Consider the following 15,817-nt stretch of genomic DNA (forward strand, 5'->3'; position numbering starts at 1 on the left):
CTCGGCGATGCTCCACTGAGCCCATGAGTCTGTTGGTGGACGTGTTCGTCCGGGAGCCGGACGGCAAGCGGCGGATACTTGACGTGCCGGACGGCGTGTACCGGTCCGGCGGCTTCGAGTCCTGGCGTACGACGGTGTGGGGTTCGGAGTTCGTGCGCTCGCTCGGTGCGCGCTTCCTGCCCGTACTGGCCGACCAGGACCTCTATGTCGAGGCCGAGGACGTGCCGGAGTTCCGGCGAGAGATCGCCCTGCTGCACTCCCGTCTCGACGAGGTCGCTCACGGCACGCAGCGGCCACGGACGGTCGAGGAACACCGCGACGACATCGAGATCCGGCTGCGGATCATCGAGGAGAGCTCCCGCAAGGCCCTGGAGATCGGCGGAGGCGTCCTCATCTGGTGACCCACACGCACAACACCGCCGCCCCCGGTCCAGGCGGTTGCCGGACCGGGGGCGGCGGAGGGTACGGGGAGAAGGGCAGCGGGGTGTTGGCCCTTCTCCCCGGGCTCGCGGGGCCGTCAGCCCATCTCCTCCAGCGCCTTGCCCTTCGTCTCCTTGACGTACTTGAGGACGAACGGGATGGAGAGCGCGGCGAAGACCGTGTAGATCACGTAGGTCACGGAGAGGTTCCAGTCGGCCAGCGACGGGAAGCTCGCGGTGATGGCCCAGTTGGCGATCCACTGCGCGGACGCGGCCACGCCGAGCGCGGCGGCGCGGATCCGGTTCGGGAACATCTCGCCGAGGAAGACCCAGACGACCACACCCCAGGACAGGGCGAAGAAGAGGACGAAGACGTGCGCGGCGATCAGCGCGGTCCAGCCCTGCGCGGCCGGCAGCTTGCCGCCGACCAGGTCGAAGGAGAACGCCCAGGCCTCCAGCGCCAGACCGATCACCATGCCGACCGAACCGATCAGGGCGAGCGGCCGGCGGCCGACGCGGTCCACGAAGATCATCGCGATCACGGTGCCGACGATGTTGATGATCGACGTCGTGAAGGAGTAGAAGAACGAGTCCGTCGGGTCGACGCCGACCGACTGCCACAGCGTCGAGGAGTAGTAGAACGCGACGTTGATGCCGACGAACTGCTGGAAGACCGAGAGGCCGATACCGACCCAGACGATCGGCTTGAAGAAGAAGCTCCCGCCGAGCAGGTCCTTGAAGGTCGACTTGTGCTCGCTCTTCATGGCGTTCTCGATCTCGGCCACGCGCGTGTCGAGGTCGATCCTGTCGCCCTCGACCTCCTTGAGGATCTCCCGGGCACGCTCGTGCTTGCCGACGGAGATCAGAAAGCGCGGGGACTCGGGGATGGCGAAGGAGAGCAGGCCGTAGAGGACGGCCGGGATCACCATGACGCCGAGCATGACCTGCCAGGCCTCGAGGCCCATCAGCTTGCCGCGCTGGTCACCGCCGGCCGCGTTCAGCAGGCCCCAGTTGACCAGCTGCGAGATGGCGATGCCGATGACGATCGCGGCCTGCTGGAAGGACCCGAGACGACCGCGGTAGGCCGGTGGGGCGACCTCGGCGATGTAGGCGGGGCCGATGACCGAGGCCATACCGATGGCGAAGCCGCCGACGATCCGCCAGAACGCCAGGTCGTACAGGGCGAAGGGCAGCGCCGAGCCGACGGCGCTGACCGTGAAGAGAACGGCCGAGATCTGCATGCACCGGATACGGCCGATGCGGTCCGCGATACGTCCCGCGGTCGCCGCGCCGATCGCACAGCCGATCAGGGCGATGGCGATGACCTGCGCCAGGGCCGCGGATCCGATGTCGTAGCGGCCCCGGATGGCCTCGACGGCGCCGTTGATCACGGAGCTGTCGTAGCCGAAGAGGAAACCGCCCATCGCGGCCGCCGCCGCGATGAAGATGACGTGCCCGAGATGATCGGGGTGAGCCGCCTGGGCTCCTGACTTGGACGCCTGCTCTGTGCTGGTCACGTGTACTCCTCGGGCCACCGGCAACGCTGCCGGCTGGGGGCGACCCTTCCAGATAGGTGGTACCTGAAGGTAAAAACAACATTGCCGAGACTATGCCTTCAAGTTTCGAAGTCAAGAGGGCAACCGGTGTGAGATAGGAGGCATGCGTGACCGATGCGCGTTCAAGTCTTGAAGCATTGAAGGAGGGCTAGCGAAGCCGCTGTGAAATCACCTTCGACACACCGTCGCCCTGCATGGAGACGCCGTACAGCGCGTCGGCGACCTCCATGGTCCGCTTCTGGTGCGTGATCACGATGAGCTGCGAGGCCTCCTGCAGCTCCTGCATGATGCGGATCAGCCGCTGCAGGTTGGTGTCGTCGAGGGCGGCCTCGACCTCGTCCATGACGTAGAAGGGGCTGGGCCGGGCCTTGAAGATCGACACCAGCAGCGCCACGGCGGTGAGCGAGCGCTCGCCACCGGAGAGCAACGACAGCCGCTTGACCTTCTTGCCGGGCGGACGTGCCTCGACGTCCACTCCGGTGGTGAGCATGTTGTCGGGGTCGGTCAGGATGAGCCGCCCCTCACCGCCCGGGAAGAGCCGGCTGAAGACACCCTCGAATTCCCGGGCCGTGTCCCGGTAGGCCTCGGTGAAGACCTGTTCGACGCGTTCATCGACCTCCTTCACCACCTGAAGCAGGTCGGTGCGGGTCTTCTTCAGGTCCTCCAGCTGCTCACTGAGGAACTTGTGCCGCTCCTCCAGCGCCGCGAACTCCTCCAGGGCGAGCGGATTGACCTTGCCGAGCTGCTGATACGCCCGCTCGGCCGCCTTGAGCCGCTTCTCCTGCTCGGCCCGGTGGAACTGCTTCGGCTGGTTGCGCGGATGCTCCGGATCGTCGGGCAGTTCCTCGCCCTCGGCGGGCGGGGAGGGCGGTACCGGCTGGTGGGGGCCGTACTCGTCGATGAGCCCCGCCGGTTCGACACCCAGTTCCTCCAGCGCCTTGGTCTCCAGCTGCTCGATCCGCATCCGCTTCTCTGCGCCGAGCACCTCGCCGCGGTGGACGGAGTCGGTCAGCTTGTCGAGCTCGGACTTGAGATCGCGCCCGGTGTTCCGCGCGGCGGTCAACTCCCGTTCCCTGAGCGCCTTGGCGGCGTCGGCGGCGGTCCGCTCCTCGTCCGCGCGCGCGAGGGACACCTCGACGTGCGCGAGCAGCTGCCGCGCACCGGAGGCGACAGCCTCGGCCACGGCGGCCTCGTGCCGCAACCGGGCCCGCCGCTGTTCGGCACGCGCGCGTGCGTCCCGCTCCGCACGGGCGGCACGGTCGAGGGAGTCGGCCCGTCCGGCCAGCCCCTTGACCCGCTCCTCATGTGTACGGACCTGGAGGCGGGCCTCCATCTCGGTCTGGCGGGCGTTGGCGCCGTCGGCGGCGAGACGGTCCCGTACCGAGGTGTCGGGCTCCTCCTCCACCGGCATCTCCTCGGCGACGGCGAGCCGTTCGGCGAGTTCCTCGACCTCTTCGAGCGCCTTCTCCAGGGCGTCCTGTGCTCGCGCGGCAGCCGCGGCGGACCGCTCCGCCTCGCCGGCGGCACCTTTCGCCTGGCCGGCGAGGCGGCCGAGCTGCTGGGCGACGGCCGACTTCTCCCGGTCCGCGGCGCGGCGGCGCTCTCCGAGCTCCTCCACTCGGGCCGTGCACTCCTTGCGGTGTGCCACCGCCGCGTGCTGGGCCTCGCCGAGTTCCTCGCACTGCACGGCCAGCTCTTCGAGTTCGGCGGCGGCCTGGTCGACGGATGCCTGTACTTCGAGGAGGCTGGGGGCGCCCGCGGAGCCGCCGTGCGCGAAGTGGGCGCCGAGCAGGTCGCCTTCGGCGGTGACGGCGGTGAGGTGGGGGTTGGCGTAGACGAGGTCTTCGGCATCTTCGAGGGTGCCGACGACGACGATGCCGTGGAGCAGGCGGCGGACGGCCGGCATGAGGTCGGACGGGCCGCGGACGAGATCTGCCGCGTGGTGCCGTGCGGCGTCCGCGGGTGCGTCGTGGCCGGCCGCGCCCCCAAAGGGCGCGTCTTCTGGGGCCCCTGCCAAGAGGAGTGATGCTCGGCCTGCGTCCTGCTTCCGCAGCAGCCTGATCGCGTCGGCCGCCGCCGAAGGCGAGGTCACCGCCAGGGCGTCCGCCGCCGCGCCGAACGCCGCCGCCAGTGCCACCTCGTGCCCCGGTCTCACCGTCAGCAACTCCGCCGCCGGACCCAGCAGTCCGGTGAGACGATCCTTCGCGCCCAGCAGCGCTCCCGTCCCGTCCTTCCTCCGCAGTCCCATCGCCAGCGCCTCATGCCGGGCCTGCGTCGCCGCGCGTTTGCGTTCCGCCGCCGTGACCGCCTCTCGGGCCACCGTCAGGGCTGCCTCCGCCTCGGCAAGCCGGCGCTTCGCCGCGTCGTGCCGCTCCGCCAGTTCCGCGTCGCCCGCGTCCAGGCCGTCCACCTCGGCTTTCAGCGCCTCGTACTCCTCCTGCGCGGCGACCGCGCGCTCCTGGGACTCGTCCCGGGCGGCGGCGAGGCGGTCGATCTCGGCCTGGGCGGAGGCGGCGCGGGAACGGGCCGCGTTGACCTGGCCACCCAGCCGGGCGAGGCCCTCGCGGCGGTCGGCGATGGCGCGGGCGACGTCCTTCAGTCGCCGTTCCTCCTGGGTGAGGTCCCGCTCCAGTTCGGCGCGGTGCGCGACCGTGTCCTCCAGGGCGTGCTCGGCCGCCTCCAGGGCCGCCTCCAGCTCGGCCTCCTGCTCGCGGATGCGGGCGGCCTCGCGCTCCATGTCCTCGGGGTCACGCCCCCGCCGTTCCTCGGGCGGCGCCGAGGTCGCGCTCTTCACGCGTGCGTCGGCCAGCGAGACCGTGCCGCGCACCCGCTCGGCGAGCTGGGACAGCTCGTACCAGGTCTGCTGGGCCCGCTGGAGCCGGGGTGTGAGCTGCCGGACCTCGTCCTCCAGAAGAGCCTCGCGCTGGAGGGCCTTCTTCAGCTCCTGCTCGGCGGCTTCCTTGCGTCCCTTCAGCGCGGCCTCGTCCGCGACCTCGGTCTGCAGCGCCTGCCGCAGTCGTACGAGATCGTCGGCGAGCAGCCGGAGGCGGGCGTCTCTCAGGTCGGCCTGGATGACGGCGGCCCGGCGGGCGACCGCGGCCTGCCGGCCGAGCGGCTTGAGCTGGCGCCGGAGTTCGTCGGTCAGGTCCTGCACGCGCGCGAGGTTGGCCTGCATCGCGTCCAGCTTGCGGAGGGCCTTCTCCTTGCGCTTGCGGTGCTTGAGGACTCCGGCGGCCTCCTCGATGAAGGCCCGGCGGCCCGTCGGATCGGCGTGCAGCACGGAGTCGAGCTGCCCCTGGCCGACGATGACGTGCATCTCGCGGCCGATGCCGGAGTCGGAGAGCAGATCCTGGATGTCGAGGAGGCGGCAGGTGTCGCCGTTGATCTGGTACTCGCTGCCGCCGTTGCGGAACATGATCCGCGTGATGGTGACCTCGGCGTACTCGATGGGCAGGGCGCCGTCGGAGTTGTCGATGGTCAGTGACACCTCGGCGCGGCCCAGCGGCGGGCGGCCGGTGGTGCCGGCGAAGATGACGTCCTCCATCTTGCCGCCGCGCAACGACTTGGCACCCTGCTCGCCCATGACCCAGCTGAGCGCGTCCACGACGTTGGACTTGCCTGAGCCGTTCGGCCCCACGACACAGGTGATCCCCGGCTCGAACCGGAGCGTGGTCGCCGAGGCGAACGACTTGAACCCTCGGAGGGTCAGCGCCTTGAGGTGCACGCCGCTGGACTCTACCTTCCGGGGGTGTCTCACTCCATGAACGCGGTGTTGCCCGCGGTTTCACCGTTGAACGTGCAGGGCACACCAAACGTTAAGAGAGTGAAAGGGTGCACGGGGGCAAGAAAGAAGGGACGCCGAAGCGTCCCTTGCAAACTCTGACAACTTAGCGGTTGATACAGGCCGCCCAACCACTGCGTGAGCTGTCGTGGAGCGATGCAGTGATCAGGTGAGCGCAGGCTCCGCCTGGTGTGCGTCGATGCTCTCCATGAGACTTTCGTGAGAAGCGGCAGCCGCGAGCGCGTCGTTCTCGGCCTGAATCCGTACGAGCTCGGATTCCAGATCCTGTACGCGCTGCTGGAGCCGTCGCATCTCGGCGAGGAGTCGAGGGTCGGAGCCGCCGACGTAACCGAGAAGCGCCTTTGCCATGATGGATGGTCCTCCACACTGAGTGACCGACCGAAGCGGTGTGGGTCGTGAGGGATTCGCACCCGCGGTGCTTGACACTCTTGAGTTCATGCTGCTGTTCATCCATGCCAAACAGCTAAGGTGCGCGGGGTGCTTTCAGCGTCTCACCAAAAAGTTTGACGGTCAACACGATCACGCCCCGTATTGGCGGACAACCCGGTCCGGCGCGACCTGAGACGGCGGCGCTGCGGCTCCCTCGGGGCCCTCGGGACGTGACGATCACTCTTAGGCGCGGAGCTTGCCACGGCACGGCCTTCTTGGCAACCACCAGCGACTTTCTGCTTCGGGCAGGTGCCAGTGGCATGTCCCTCCGCTTCCGCCTGGGCCGTTTTACAGAAACGGCTCATCGGATGGCGAAGCCGTCGTAACCCCCACGAGGTGTGTCCCAGATCTCGGTGACGCCGTCTACGCGGCCGGGCGTGTCGTCACCCAGAAGCCAGTCGAGAAGTCCCTGGCATCCCTTTCGCGGTCCCTCGGCGACCACTTGCACGCGTCCGTCGTCCAGATTGAGAGCAAAACCACTCAGGCCGCCGATCTCCAGGGCCTTGGCCCGCGTGAACCAGCGGAAACCCACACCTTGGACGCGTCCGCGCACCCAGGCGACCAGTCGTACATCCTCGCTCATGGGTGCAACCTAACCGGCCAATGTCTCTCTGGGCACTCCCTCCCCAGGCGCCATGCGGTACTGTCCGCTGCCAATGAATCTCATACGAAACTCACTCGATCGTGTGGGTTTTGTGACTTTGGTTGACCGGGGGGACGCGTCGACCTCACGAACGAGGACTAGGAAGGCAAGCACATGGGACGCCACCGACGCTCCGCCGCCGGCCGCGCCGCCACGGGCCGCGCCACGGGGGTAACAGCGACACACGGCTCCTACGGGAGCGGTTACGACCCACAGGACTCGTACAACTTCGCCTCGGCGGGCGCCGCGACCTACCCCGGCCAGGAGGACCCCGACCCCTACGCGCGCAGTGACGCCTACCTGTTCGCGTCGGAGGAGGAGTACGCGCTCTACCGGGGCGAGGGCTACACGCCCGCCGACGGTTCCCGGCGCAGCGGGTCGCACCGCCGGCGCAAGCGGAACCTCGTGACGCCGGTCAAGAGCGGTCTGCTCGGGGTCTCGGCGGCCGTCGCGATCGGCACGGTCGCGGTCGCCACCGGTGTGGTGCCCGGCCTGGACAACTACAAGCTCGGCGGCGGCAGCACCACCGGCGGCGATGTGCAGGCGGCGGGCTCGCCCACCAACACCCCGGCCGAGCAGGGCGGCACCTCCGGCAGCGCCGACAGCCGTGAGGACGGCAGCTCGACGAGCCGGAATGGCGACCGCGCCTCCTCGCCCTCGTCCTCGCCGTCCCCGTCGGCCTCGACGGCCACTCCGACCGAGAAGCCGACGAAGAAGCCTGCGGCCCCGCCGAGCAAGAAGCCGAAGGCGACGCCTCCCCAGAAGGAGAAGGAGCCGGCGAAGAAGGAGACCGCCGCGCCCGTGGAGGTCTCGACCGAGGCCGCCGCGGCGGCCGAGGTACTCAGGCTCGTCAATGCCGAGCGGGCGAACGTGGGCTGCAGCCCCGTCGCCGCCAACAGCGCGCTGGCCGATCTCGCCGAGGCCTTCAGCAAGGCCATGGCCGACCAGGGCTTCTTCGACCACACCGACCCGAGCGGCGCCACGCCGTGGGACCGGGCCGCGCAGGCCGGGATAACCAGCCTCGGCGGCGAGAACATAGCCCGGGGCCAGTCCGACCCGGCGGCGGTCATGGAGGCCTGGATGAACAGCCCCGGCCACAAGGCCAACATACTGAACTGTGACTTCAAGACGCTGGGCGTGGGTGTGGTCTTCGGTTCGGGCGGCCCCTGGTGGACGCAGGACTTCGGCTACTAGAGGACACCGAGACGCGTCGCACTAACTTGTAGTTAGTGCCACCTGTTGGTTAGTGCTGCTTTCCAGTACGCTCGTGATATGGACACCACGCAGCAGCCCCTGGAGGCACGGGACCTCCCGTACGACGTGTTCGCCAAGGCCTGCCCCTCGCGCGGCACGCTGGAGCATGTGACGGGCCGCTGGGGCGGACTCACGCTCGGCGCCCTGTACGAGGGCTCGCTGCGCTTCAACGAGCTGCGCCGCCGGGTCGACGGCGTGAGCGAGAAGATGCTCTCGCAGACGCTCCAGGCGCTGGAGCGCGACGGCCTGGTGCACCGCGAGGCCCAGCCCACCAACCCGCCCCGGGTCGACTACGAACTGACCCCGCTGGGCCGCGAGGTCGCCGAGCGGCTGCTGGGCCTCATCCACTTCGTCGAGGGCCGCATGGACGACGTCCTGGCCGCCCGCGAGCGTTACGACGTGACGCGCGGCGCCCGCTGACACCTCGGGCAGAAGTAGCTGGACCGGTTCATCCACGGCCGCCGGCGCATCGGCGTACCGCACCGCTTGCACGGCAGCCCCTCCCGGCCGTACGCGTCGAGGGACCGGTCGAAGTAACCGGACTCGCCGTTGACGTTGACGTACAGGCTGTCGAAGCTGGTGCCGCCGACCGCGAGGGCCTCGTTCATCACGTCCCGGACGTGGCCCAGGAGTTCGGCCGTGCGCGGGCGCGTGAAGTTCGCGGTGGGGCGCTCGTAGTGGATGCGGGAGCGCCAAAGGGCCTCGTCCGCGTAGATGTTGCCGACTCCGCTGATCAACGACTGGTCGAGCAGAGCCCGTTTGATGGTGCTGCGCTTGCGGCGCAGGGCCTGGTGGAAGGCCTCGTCGTCGAAGAGCGGGTCGAGAGGGTCGCGCGCGATGTGCGCGATCACGTCGGGCAGACCGTCGGGGGTGTTGTCGTGCAACGACAGCCCGCCGAAGGTCCGTTGGTCGACGAAGCGCAGCTCGGTGTCCACCTCGTCCGCGAACCTCACCCGGATCCTGAGGTGCTTCTCGTCGGGGGCGGCATGCGGCTGGACTAGCAGCTGGCCGCTCATGCCGAGGTGCGCCAGGATCGACTGGTCCGTGTCCTCCAGGGGCAGCCAGAGGTACTTCCCGCGGCGGCTCGGGGTGCCGACGCGGCGGCCCTTGAGACGGTGCGCGAAGTCGTCGGCACCGGCGAGGTGACGGCGGACCGCACGCGGATGCAGCACCTCGGCCTCGGCGACCGTACGGTGGGCGACCCACCGCGCGAGGCCCCGCCGTACGACCTCGACCTCGGGCAACTCGGGCATGGGGCTCCCCCGTCACGGACCGGTGTATGACCGAGCGCCCGCCCCGGAGTTCGGGGGCAGGCGCTCGGCTGCGCTGTTCGTCCAGACGCGCTGGGGCTTCCAGGCGTCAGGCGGAGACGGACGACGGACCTTCGTCGTCGTCCTTGGCGGCTTCGACGACCTCGACGGCCTCGACGGCCTTCTCGGCCACCGCCTTGGCGCGCTCGTCCGCGGCGGCCCGGATGGACCTCCAGGCGGACTCCGCGGCCTGCTGCTCCGCCTCCTTCTTGCTGCGGCCGGTGCCGGTGCCGTACGAGACGCCTCCGACGCGGGCGGCAGCAGTGAAGGTCTTCTCGTGATCGGGGCCGGTCTCCGTGACCAGGTACTCGGGCACGCCGAGCCCTTCGGTCGCGGTGAGCTCCTGGAGACTGGTCTTCCAGTCCAGGCCGGCACCGAGGTTGGAGGACTTCTCGATCAGGGGGTCGAACAGGCGGTGCACCAGTTCGGAGGCCGCTTCGAGACCCTGGTCGAGATAGACCGCGCCGATCACCGCTTCCAGGGTGTCGGCGAGGATGGACGCCTTGTCCCGGCCGCCTGTGCCCTCTTCACCACGGCCGAGCCGGATGAAGGAGCCCAGGTCGAGCCCGCGGCTGACCTCCGCCAGTGCGCGTGAGTTGACCACCGCGGCCCGCAACTTGGCCAGTTGGCCTTCGGGCAGGTCGGGGTGGGTGGTGTACAGCGTGTCCGTGACCACGAGGCCGAGCACGGAGTCCCCGAGGAACTCCAGCCGCTCGTTGGTCGGCAGACCGCCGTTCTCGTACGCGTACGAACGGTGGGTCAGCGCACGCACCAGAAGGGCGGACTCGAGTTTGTACCCGAGCCGCCCTTCCAACAGCGTGTGGGACGAGGCCTGGTTGTCGCCCGAGTTCTTCTTCGGCGTGGACACAGTGCCTCTCACCAGCCGCTCAGACCTCGAGGACCTGGCGCTTGTTGTAGGTGCCACAAGCAGGGCACGCGATGTGCTGCAGCTTGGGCTCGTGGCAGCGCTCGCACGCAACCAGGGTGGGGACCGCAGCCTTCCACTGCGACCGGCGGTGGCGCGTGTTGCTGCGCGACATCTTCCGCTTCGGAACAGCCACGGCTACTTCTCCTGCTTCTCGTCGACGCCAGGTTCGGCGCCGCTCATCTCGTCCTTCTCGCCGTCTTCGAGTGAACCGGCGAGTCCCTGCAGTGCCGCCCAACGGATGTCGACGGCGTCGTGGTGGTGGTCCGGGTCGTCCGTGAGCCGCGCCCCGCACTCGGAGCACAGGCCCAGACAGTCGTCCTGGCACACCGGCTGCATCGGCAGTGCGAGCACCACCGCATCGCGCAGCACGGGTTCGAGGTCGAACAGGCCGTCCTCGATGAAGAGCCTGTCCTCGTCTTCCTCGGCGTCGTCGGCCGGTTCCGCTTTCACGCGGCCACGGTCGTCGGCGTCAGGGTACGAGAACATCTCCTGGAAATCCGCTTCGAGCACCAGCTCAAGCGGCTCCAGACACCTTACGCACTCCCCCTCGGCCTGTGCACGGGCGGTGCCTGTGACAAGCACCCCTTCCATGACCGACTCGAGGCGGAGCTCGAGCACGACCGGGGCGCCTTCCGGCACTCCGATCACTCCCTGGATACCGAGGTCCTTGGGAGCGTCGATCTCACGGGTCAGGCGCTGCAGCGCGCCAGGACGCCGCCCCAGCTCGTGTGTGTCGAACACGAGAGGGTTGCGGTGGTCGAGGCGGGCGTTCAGGGCCATTCCTGCTTTCGATCTTCGAGCTCAGAGGGTCGCCGCCCTTCGGTGCTCCCGGGCAGCGTTGATCGCGGACGTACGCGCGACCGAAGAGCCAGGATACTGGACCTTTCGCTCACGGCCCAATCCGGTGGTCCCTTACTGGCCGCGACCCTGTTCGTACGCCCTCAACTGCTCCGGCGTGATCATGCCGGTGTCGAAGAGGCTGGTCTCGTCCAGGGCGTAGCTCTGCTGCGACTGGTGGGGCTGCTGGGCCTGCTGGGCCTGGTTCGCGTCGTACTGCTGCTGGTCGTAGCCCTGGTAGGCATAGGGGTCGGCCTGCTGGTAGCCGTACGGGTCCTGCTGGGCGTAGGAATCTGGCTGCTGCTGATAGGCCGCGTAGGCGTCGCTCTGCTGCTGGTAGCCGTACGCCGGCTGCTGGGCGTAGTCGGGCTGCTGGGCCTGCTGCTCGGAGTGGCCGCGGGCCTGGGTCCGGGCGTCCTGCTCCGCGAGGGCGGTGAGGTCGGCCAGGTAGTCGGCGTCGCTGGAGTGCTGGACGGTGGACGTGTCGTCGGCGAGGGCGCCGAGGTCGTCCGTGGCGATACGGCCGTGCAGCTTCTGGCGGCCACGGCCGACGGCCTCCAGGGTCTTGGCGAGGACCGCCTCGAAGGCGCCGAGCTTGACGTCGACGTAGGAGTCGGCGTCCTTGCGCAGGGTCTCGGGGTCGTGGCTGCGCTCGGGGGCGTCCTCGTCCTCGTAGCCGTTCTCGTCGAGGCCCGGGCCGGTGCCGAGCAGCTTCTCGCGGCCGCGGCCGACCGAGCCGAGCGTCTTGGTGAGGACGACCTCGAAGTTGGCGAGCTTGGAGTCGACGTAGTCGTCGGCCTCCGCGCGGACCTCCTCGGCCTCCTGCCGGGCCTCGTTCAGGATCCGGTCGGCCTCGGCCTGGGAGCGGCGGGCGACCTCGGTGTCGGAGATCAGGGAGCCGCGCTCGGCGTGCGCCTGCCCGATGATCCGCTCCGCCTCCTGGCGGGCCTGCTCGACCAGCTGCTCGCGGTCGCCGATCAGTTCCTGGGCCTGCGCGAGGGAACCGGGCAGGGCCTGGCGCAGCTCTTCGAGCATCGCGAGCAGTTCGGCGCGGTTGACCATCACCGAGGCCGACATGGGCATCGACCGGGCACCGGAGACCGTGGAGACGATCTCGTCGAGCTTCTTCTGCACGTCCACCTGTGCTCGCCACTCTCTACAGCTGTGTTGGAGACGGACGGGACGACTGTAGTCCCATCAGTCCTTGCGCAGGCGCTTGTTGAGTGCCTCCAGGACCAGCGGCGGGACCAGGTGGGAGACGTCTCCGCCCCAGGTCGCGACCTCCTTGACGAGCGAGGAGGACAGGAAGCTGTAGGTGGGGTTGGTCGGGACGAAGAGGGTCTCGACGCCCGAGAGGCCGTTGTTCATCTGGGCCATCTGGAGCTCGTAGTCGAAGTCGCTGACCGCGCGCAGGCCCTTGACGATGGCCGGGATGTCGCGCTCCTTGCAGTAGTCGACGAGGAGGCCGTGGAAGGCCTCCACGATCACGTTGCCGTACTCGGCGGTGACCTCTCGGATCAGGTCGATCCGCTCGTCGATCTCGAAGAGGCCCTTCTTGGACTTGTTGATCATCACCGCGACGTAGACCTCGTCGTACAGTCTGGAGGCGCGGGAGATGATGTCGAGATGTCCGTTGGTGATCGGGTCGAACGACCCGGGACAGACGGCGCGGCGCACTTGAGATCCCTCGCTCTCCGGTCCGGTCATCGTGCGTCTTCGCACGTAGAGGCGGCGCGACCGTACCAAAACGTTCCCTCGCCGTAGCGACGGGCCTTGACCGCGTCGAAACCGGGCGGCCACTGGAATTCTCCGCCTCTGGTGCTGCGCTCCACGGTGACCAGGGCCTGCGGCGCTAGCCAGTGTTCCGTGCGGAGTGTGAGGAGAATCTCGCGAAGATCGTGATCTGTGACTCGGTAGGGCGGGTCGAGGAAGACGATGTCGTACGGCTCTGTCGGCGCCGGTTGTTGAATGATCTGTTCCGCTTTGCCTGCCCGTACCTCGGCGCCGGGGAGGCCGAGGTTCTTGACGTTCTCGCGGATCGTGCGGGCGGCTCTCGCGTCGGCCTCGACCAGGAGGGTGTGGCTCGCGCCGCGGGAGAGGGCTTCCAGGCCTACCGCCCCTGAGCCCGCGTACAGGTCGAGGACCCGTTCGCCGTCCAGGGGGCCGCCCAGGAGGGACTGCCAGGTGGAGAAGAGACCTTCGCGCGCGCGGTCCGAGGTGGGACGGGTGCCGTTGCCCGGCGGGACGGCCAGGCGGCGTCCGCCGGCTCTGCCCGCGATCACGCGAGTCATCTTCGGTCCTTGTTCGGGGAATGGTTACGGATCCAGTTTCTCAGCCCTTTTCCAGGTACTGCTCCCTCTCCTCGTCCAGGAGCGCGTCCAAGGCTGTGCGCAGGCCGGGAAGCCCCTTCAGCTCGGGATCTGCCTCCACCACCGCCGTCGCCTCCTGCCTCGCCTCCGCGATGATCTCCTCGTCCTCGATCACGGCGAGGACCCGCAAGGAGGTCCGGGCACCGGACTGGGCCTGGCCCAGCACGTCGCCCTCCCTGCGCTGCTCCAGGTCGATGCGGGACAGCTCGAAGCCGTCCAGAGTCGACGCCACCGCGGTCAGGCGCTGGCGGGCCGGGCTCGCCTCCGGCATCTCCGAGACCAGGAGACAGAGACCCGCCGCCGAACCCCGGCCCACTCGGCCTCGCAGCTGGTGGAGCTGGGAGACGCCGAAGCGGTCGGCGTCCATGATGACCATCGCCGTGGCGTTCGGGACGTTGACGCCGACCTCGATGACCGTGGTGGCGACCAGGACGTGCGTCTCGCCCGCGGCGAAGCGGCGCATGACCGCGTCCTTGTCGTCGGGGTGCATACGGCCGTGCAGCACCTCGACCCTCAGGCCGCTCAGGGGGCCCTTGGCCAGCTGGTCGGCGATGTCCAGGACGGCGAGCGGCGGGCGCTTCTCGGCCTCGTCCTCCGCGGACTTCCTGGCCTTCTTCGGGTCCTCCTCCTCGTCGCCGATGCGGGGGCAGACGACGTAGGCCTGGTGGCCGTTCTCCACCTCCTCGCGGACCCGCTCCCAGGCCCGGGTGAGGAAGTGCGGCTTGTCGGCGGCGGGGACGACATGGCTGGCGATGGGTGAGCGGCCGGCCGGGAGCTGGTCCAGGACGGAGGTCTCCAGGTCACCGAAGACCGTCATCGCGACCGTGCGCGGGATGGGCGTGGCCGTCATGACGAGGAGGTGGGGCGGCTGCTTGCCCTTGCCGCGCAGGGCGTCCCGCTGCTCGACCCCGAACCGGTGCTGTTCGTCGACCACGACCAGGCCCAGGTCGTGGAACTGCACCTTGTCCTCGATCAGCGCATGGGTCCCGATCACGATCCCGGCTTCACCGGTGACCAGATCGAGCATCGCCTGCCTGCGCGCGGCCGTCCCCATCGAACCCGTGAGCAGCACGACCTTGGTGCCGTGCTCGGACCCGCCCAGCATGCCGCCCTCGGCCAGCTCTCCCATCATCTCCACGATCGACCGGTGGTGCTGCTGGGCCAGCACCTCGGTGGGGGCCAGCATGGCCGCCTGCCCGCCGGCGTCGACCACGGCGAGCATGGCGCGCAGGGCCACCATCGTCTTTCCCGATCCGACCTCGCCCTGCAGCAGCCGGTGCATCGGATGGTCCGTCGCCAAGTCGTCGAAGATCTCCTTGGAGACCTTCTGCTGCCCGTCCGTGAGGGTGAAGGGCAGTCGGTCGTCAAAGGCCGAGAGGAGGCCGTCCGGAGCGGGTTTCCGCGGTACCGCAGGGAGTTGGGCGTCCGCGTGGCGGCGGCGGGCCAGGGCCACCTGGAGGACGAAGGCCTCGTCCCACTTGAGGCGGGCGTGGGCGTCGGCGATGTCGGCCTTGGTGTGCGGGCGGTGGATCTTGAGGAGTGCCTCGGGGAGGGGGACCAGGCCGCGACCCTCGCGGAGGGACTCCGGAAGGGGGTCGACCGCCTCCTGGGCGCTCGGCAGCACCGTCTGGATCGCCTTGCCGATCTTCCAGGACTCCAGTTTGGCGGTGGCGGGATAGATGGGGATCAGGGCGCCCGCCCAGGTCTCCACCGCCTCCACTGCATCGTCGTCGGCCCCGCGCAGCAACTCGTAGGCCGGATGTGCCAGTTGGAGGCGGCGGTTGAAGAGGGAGACCTTGCCGGCGAACATCGCGCGGGTGCCCGGCAGGAGCTCCTTGTGGGGTTTGTGAACGCCGTGGCCGAAGAAGACCAGTTGGAGGCGGCCGCTGCCGTCCGTGATGGTGACTTCCAGGCGCTGTCCCTTGCCGCGCGGCGCCTTGGCGGAGGCGAAGGTGTGCAGGCGGGCGTCGGCGACCTGGGCGACGACGGTGACATGCTCGTCCATCGGCAGGTCGGCGAGGTGGGTCAGCTGCCCCCGCTCCTCGTATCTGCGCGGGTAGTGGTGCAGGAGGTCGCCGACGGAGTGCAGGCCGAGATGCTCGGCCATCACCTTCGCGGTGGCGGGGCCGAGCACCTTCTTCAACGGTTCTTCCAGTGCGGGCACGAGATCCATTGCACACCACACCACTGACATTGCCGTATACATACTGGGAAACCCCTGGTCAGACGGCTGGTTGGGGACTTAGGATGGCGCGCTCCGGCCATCCCCG

Annotated in this window: 15 protein-coding genes; 3 read left to right on the forward strand and 12 right to left on the reverse strand. The window is 69.1% G+C overall.

The window, feature by feature from the left end; genetic code table 11:
• Positions 1 to 23: 23 nt before the first annotated feature.
• Entirely contained in the window at positions 24 to 401 is a 378-nt protein-coding gene (locus M2157_RS15130) for a hypothetical protein (RefSeq protein ID WP_280862377.1), read from the forward strand.
• 116 nt (positions 402 to 517) lie between these two features.
• On the opposite strand, the gene M2157_RS15135 is transcribed toward M2157_RS15130, so the two are convergent.
• From M2157_RS15135 to M2157_RS15150, 4 genes are all read right to left on the reverse strand, one after another.
• The gene (locus M2157_RS15135) at positions 518 to 1,936 is read right to left on the reverse strand and encodes a sugar porter family MFS transporter (protein WP_280862378.1); all 1,419 of its coding nucleotides are present in this window, start codon (positions 1,934 to 1,936) and stop codon (positions 518 to 520) included.
• Positions 1,937 to 2,123: 187 nt separating this feature from the next.
• Positions 2,124 to 5,699 (reverse strand): chromosome segregation protein SMC, encoded by a 3,576-nt coding sequence (gene smc, locus M2157_RS15140; protein WP_280865483.1) that lies wholly within the window; start codon positions 5,697 to 5,699, stop codon positions 2,124 to 2,126.
• A 222-nt stretch (positions 5,700 to 5,921) separates the two neighbouring features.
• Positions 5,922 to 6,125 (reverse strand): hypothetical protein, encoded by a 204-nt coding sequence (locus M2157_RS15145; protein ID WP_123991849.1) that lies wholly within the window; start codon positions 6,123 to 6,125, stop codon positions 5,922 to 5,924.
• A gap of 382 nt (positions 6,126 to 6,507) precedes the next feature.
• Complete coding sequence (locus M2157_RS15150; RefSeq protein ID WP_057616505.1) at positions 6,508 to 6,789, reverse strand: acylphosphatase; 282 nt, start codon at positions 6,787 to 6,789, stop codon at positions 6,508 to 6,510.
• Between the two features lie 174 nt (positions 6,790 to 6,963).
• Here M2157_RS15150 and M2157_RS15155 point away from each other — a divergent pair, with 174 nt between their 5' ends.
• Together M2157_RS15155 and M2157_RS15160 are read left to right on the forward strand one after the other, a co-directional pair.
• The gene (locus M2157_RS15155; RefSeq protein WP_280862380.1) at positions 6,964 to 8,043 is read left to right on the forward strand and encodes a CAP domain-containing protein; all 1,080 of its coding nucleotides are present in this window, start codon (positions 6,964 to 6,966) and stop codon (positions 8,041 to 8,043) included.
• A gap of 78 nt (positions 8,044 to 8,121) precedes the next feature.
• Complete coding sequence (locus tag M2157_RS15160; protein WP_280862381.1) at positions 8,122 to 8,523, forward strand: helix-turn-helix domain-containing protein; 402 nt, start codon at positions 8,122 to 8,124, stop codon at positions 8,521 to 8,523.
• Here M2157_RS15160 and mutM read toward each other — a convergent pair.
• The 8 genes from mutM to recG all read right to left on the reverse strand — a co-directional run bounded on the left by mutM (position 8,496) and on the right by recG (position 15,720).
• Complete coding sequence (gene mutM / locus M2157_RS15165) at positions 8,496 to 9,356, reverse strand: bifunctional DNA-formamidopyrimidine glycosylase/DNA-(apurinic or apyrimidinic site) lyase (protein ID WP_280862382.1); 861 nt, start codon at positions 9,354 to 9,356, stop codon at positions 8,496 to 8,498. The genes M2157_RS15160 and mutM overlap by 28 nt on opposite strands.
• A 106-nt stretch (positions 9,357 to 9,462) precedes the next feature.
• The gene (gene rnc / locus M2157_RS15170) at positions 9,463 to 10,281 is read right to left on the reverse strand and encodes a ribonuclease III (protein WP_266527820.1); all 819 of its coding nucleotides are present in this window, start codon (positions 10,279 to 10,281) and stop codon (positions 9,463 to 9,465) included.
• Between the two features lie 19 nt (positions 10,282 to 10,300).
• Entirely contained in the window at positions 10,301 to 10,474 is a 174-nt protein-coding gene (gene rpmF, locus M2157_RS15175; RefSeq protein WP_006139588.1) for a 50S ribosomal protein L32, read from the reverse strand.
• A gap of 2 nt (positions 10,475 to 10,476) precedes the next feature.
• Positions 10,477 to 11,121, reverse strand: a complete 645-nt coding sequence (locus M2157_RS15180; protein WP_057616496.1) for a YceD family protein — start codon at positions 11,119 to 11,121, stop codon at positions 10,477 to 10,479.
• A gap of 132 nt (positions 11,122 to 11,253) precedes the next feature.
• Positions 11,254 to 12,318: an ATP synthase F0 subunit B gene (locus tag M2157_RS15185; RefSeq protein WP_280865484.1), complete on the reverse strand. Its 1,065-nt coding sequence runs from the start codon at positions 12,316 to 12,318 to the stop codon at positions 11,254 to 11,256.
• A gap of 57 nt (positions 12,319 to 12,375) precedes the next feature.
• Complete coding sequence (gene coaD / locus M2157_RS15190) at positions 12,376 to 12,855, reverse strand: pantetheine-phosphate adenylyltransferase (protein ID WP_057616492.1); 480 nt, start codon at positions 12,853 to 12,855, stop codon at positions 12,376 to 12,378.
• A gap of 26 nt (positions 12,856 to 12,881) precedes the next feature.
• The gene (rsmD, locus tag M2157_RS15195) at positions 12,882 to 13,469 is read right to left on the reverse strand and encodes a 16S rRNA (guanine(966)-N(2))-methyltransferase RsmD (RefSeq protein WP_280865486.1); all 588 of its coding nucleotides are present in this window, start codon (positions 13,467 to 13,469) and stop codon (positions 12,882 to 12,884) included.
• Between the two features lie 40 nt (positions 13,470 to 13,509).
• Positions 13,510 to 15,720 (reverse strand): ATP-dependent DNA helicase RecG, encoded by a 2,211-nt coding sequence (gene recG, locus M2157_RS15200; protein WP_280865487.1) that lies wholly within the window; start codon positions 15,718 to 15,720, stop codon positions 13,510 to 13,512.
• Positions 15,721 to 15,817: the final 97 nt, after the last annotated feature.

Origin of the sequence: Streptomyces sp. SAI-127 (genome assembly GCF_029894425.1) — a bacterium.
Taxonomy (GTDB): Bacteria; Actinomycetota; Actinomycetes; order Streptomycetales; family Streptomycetaceae; genus Streptomyces.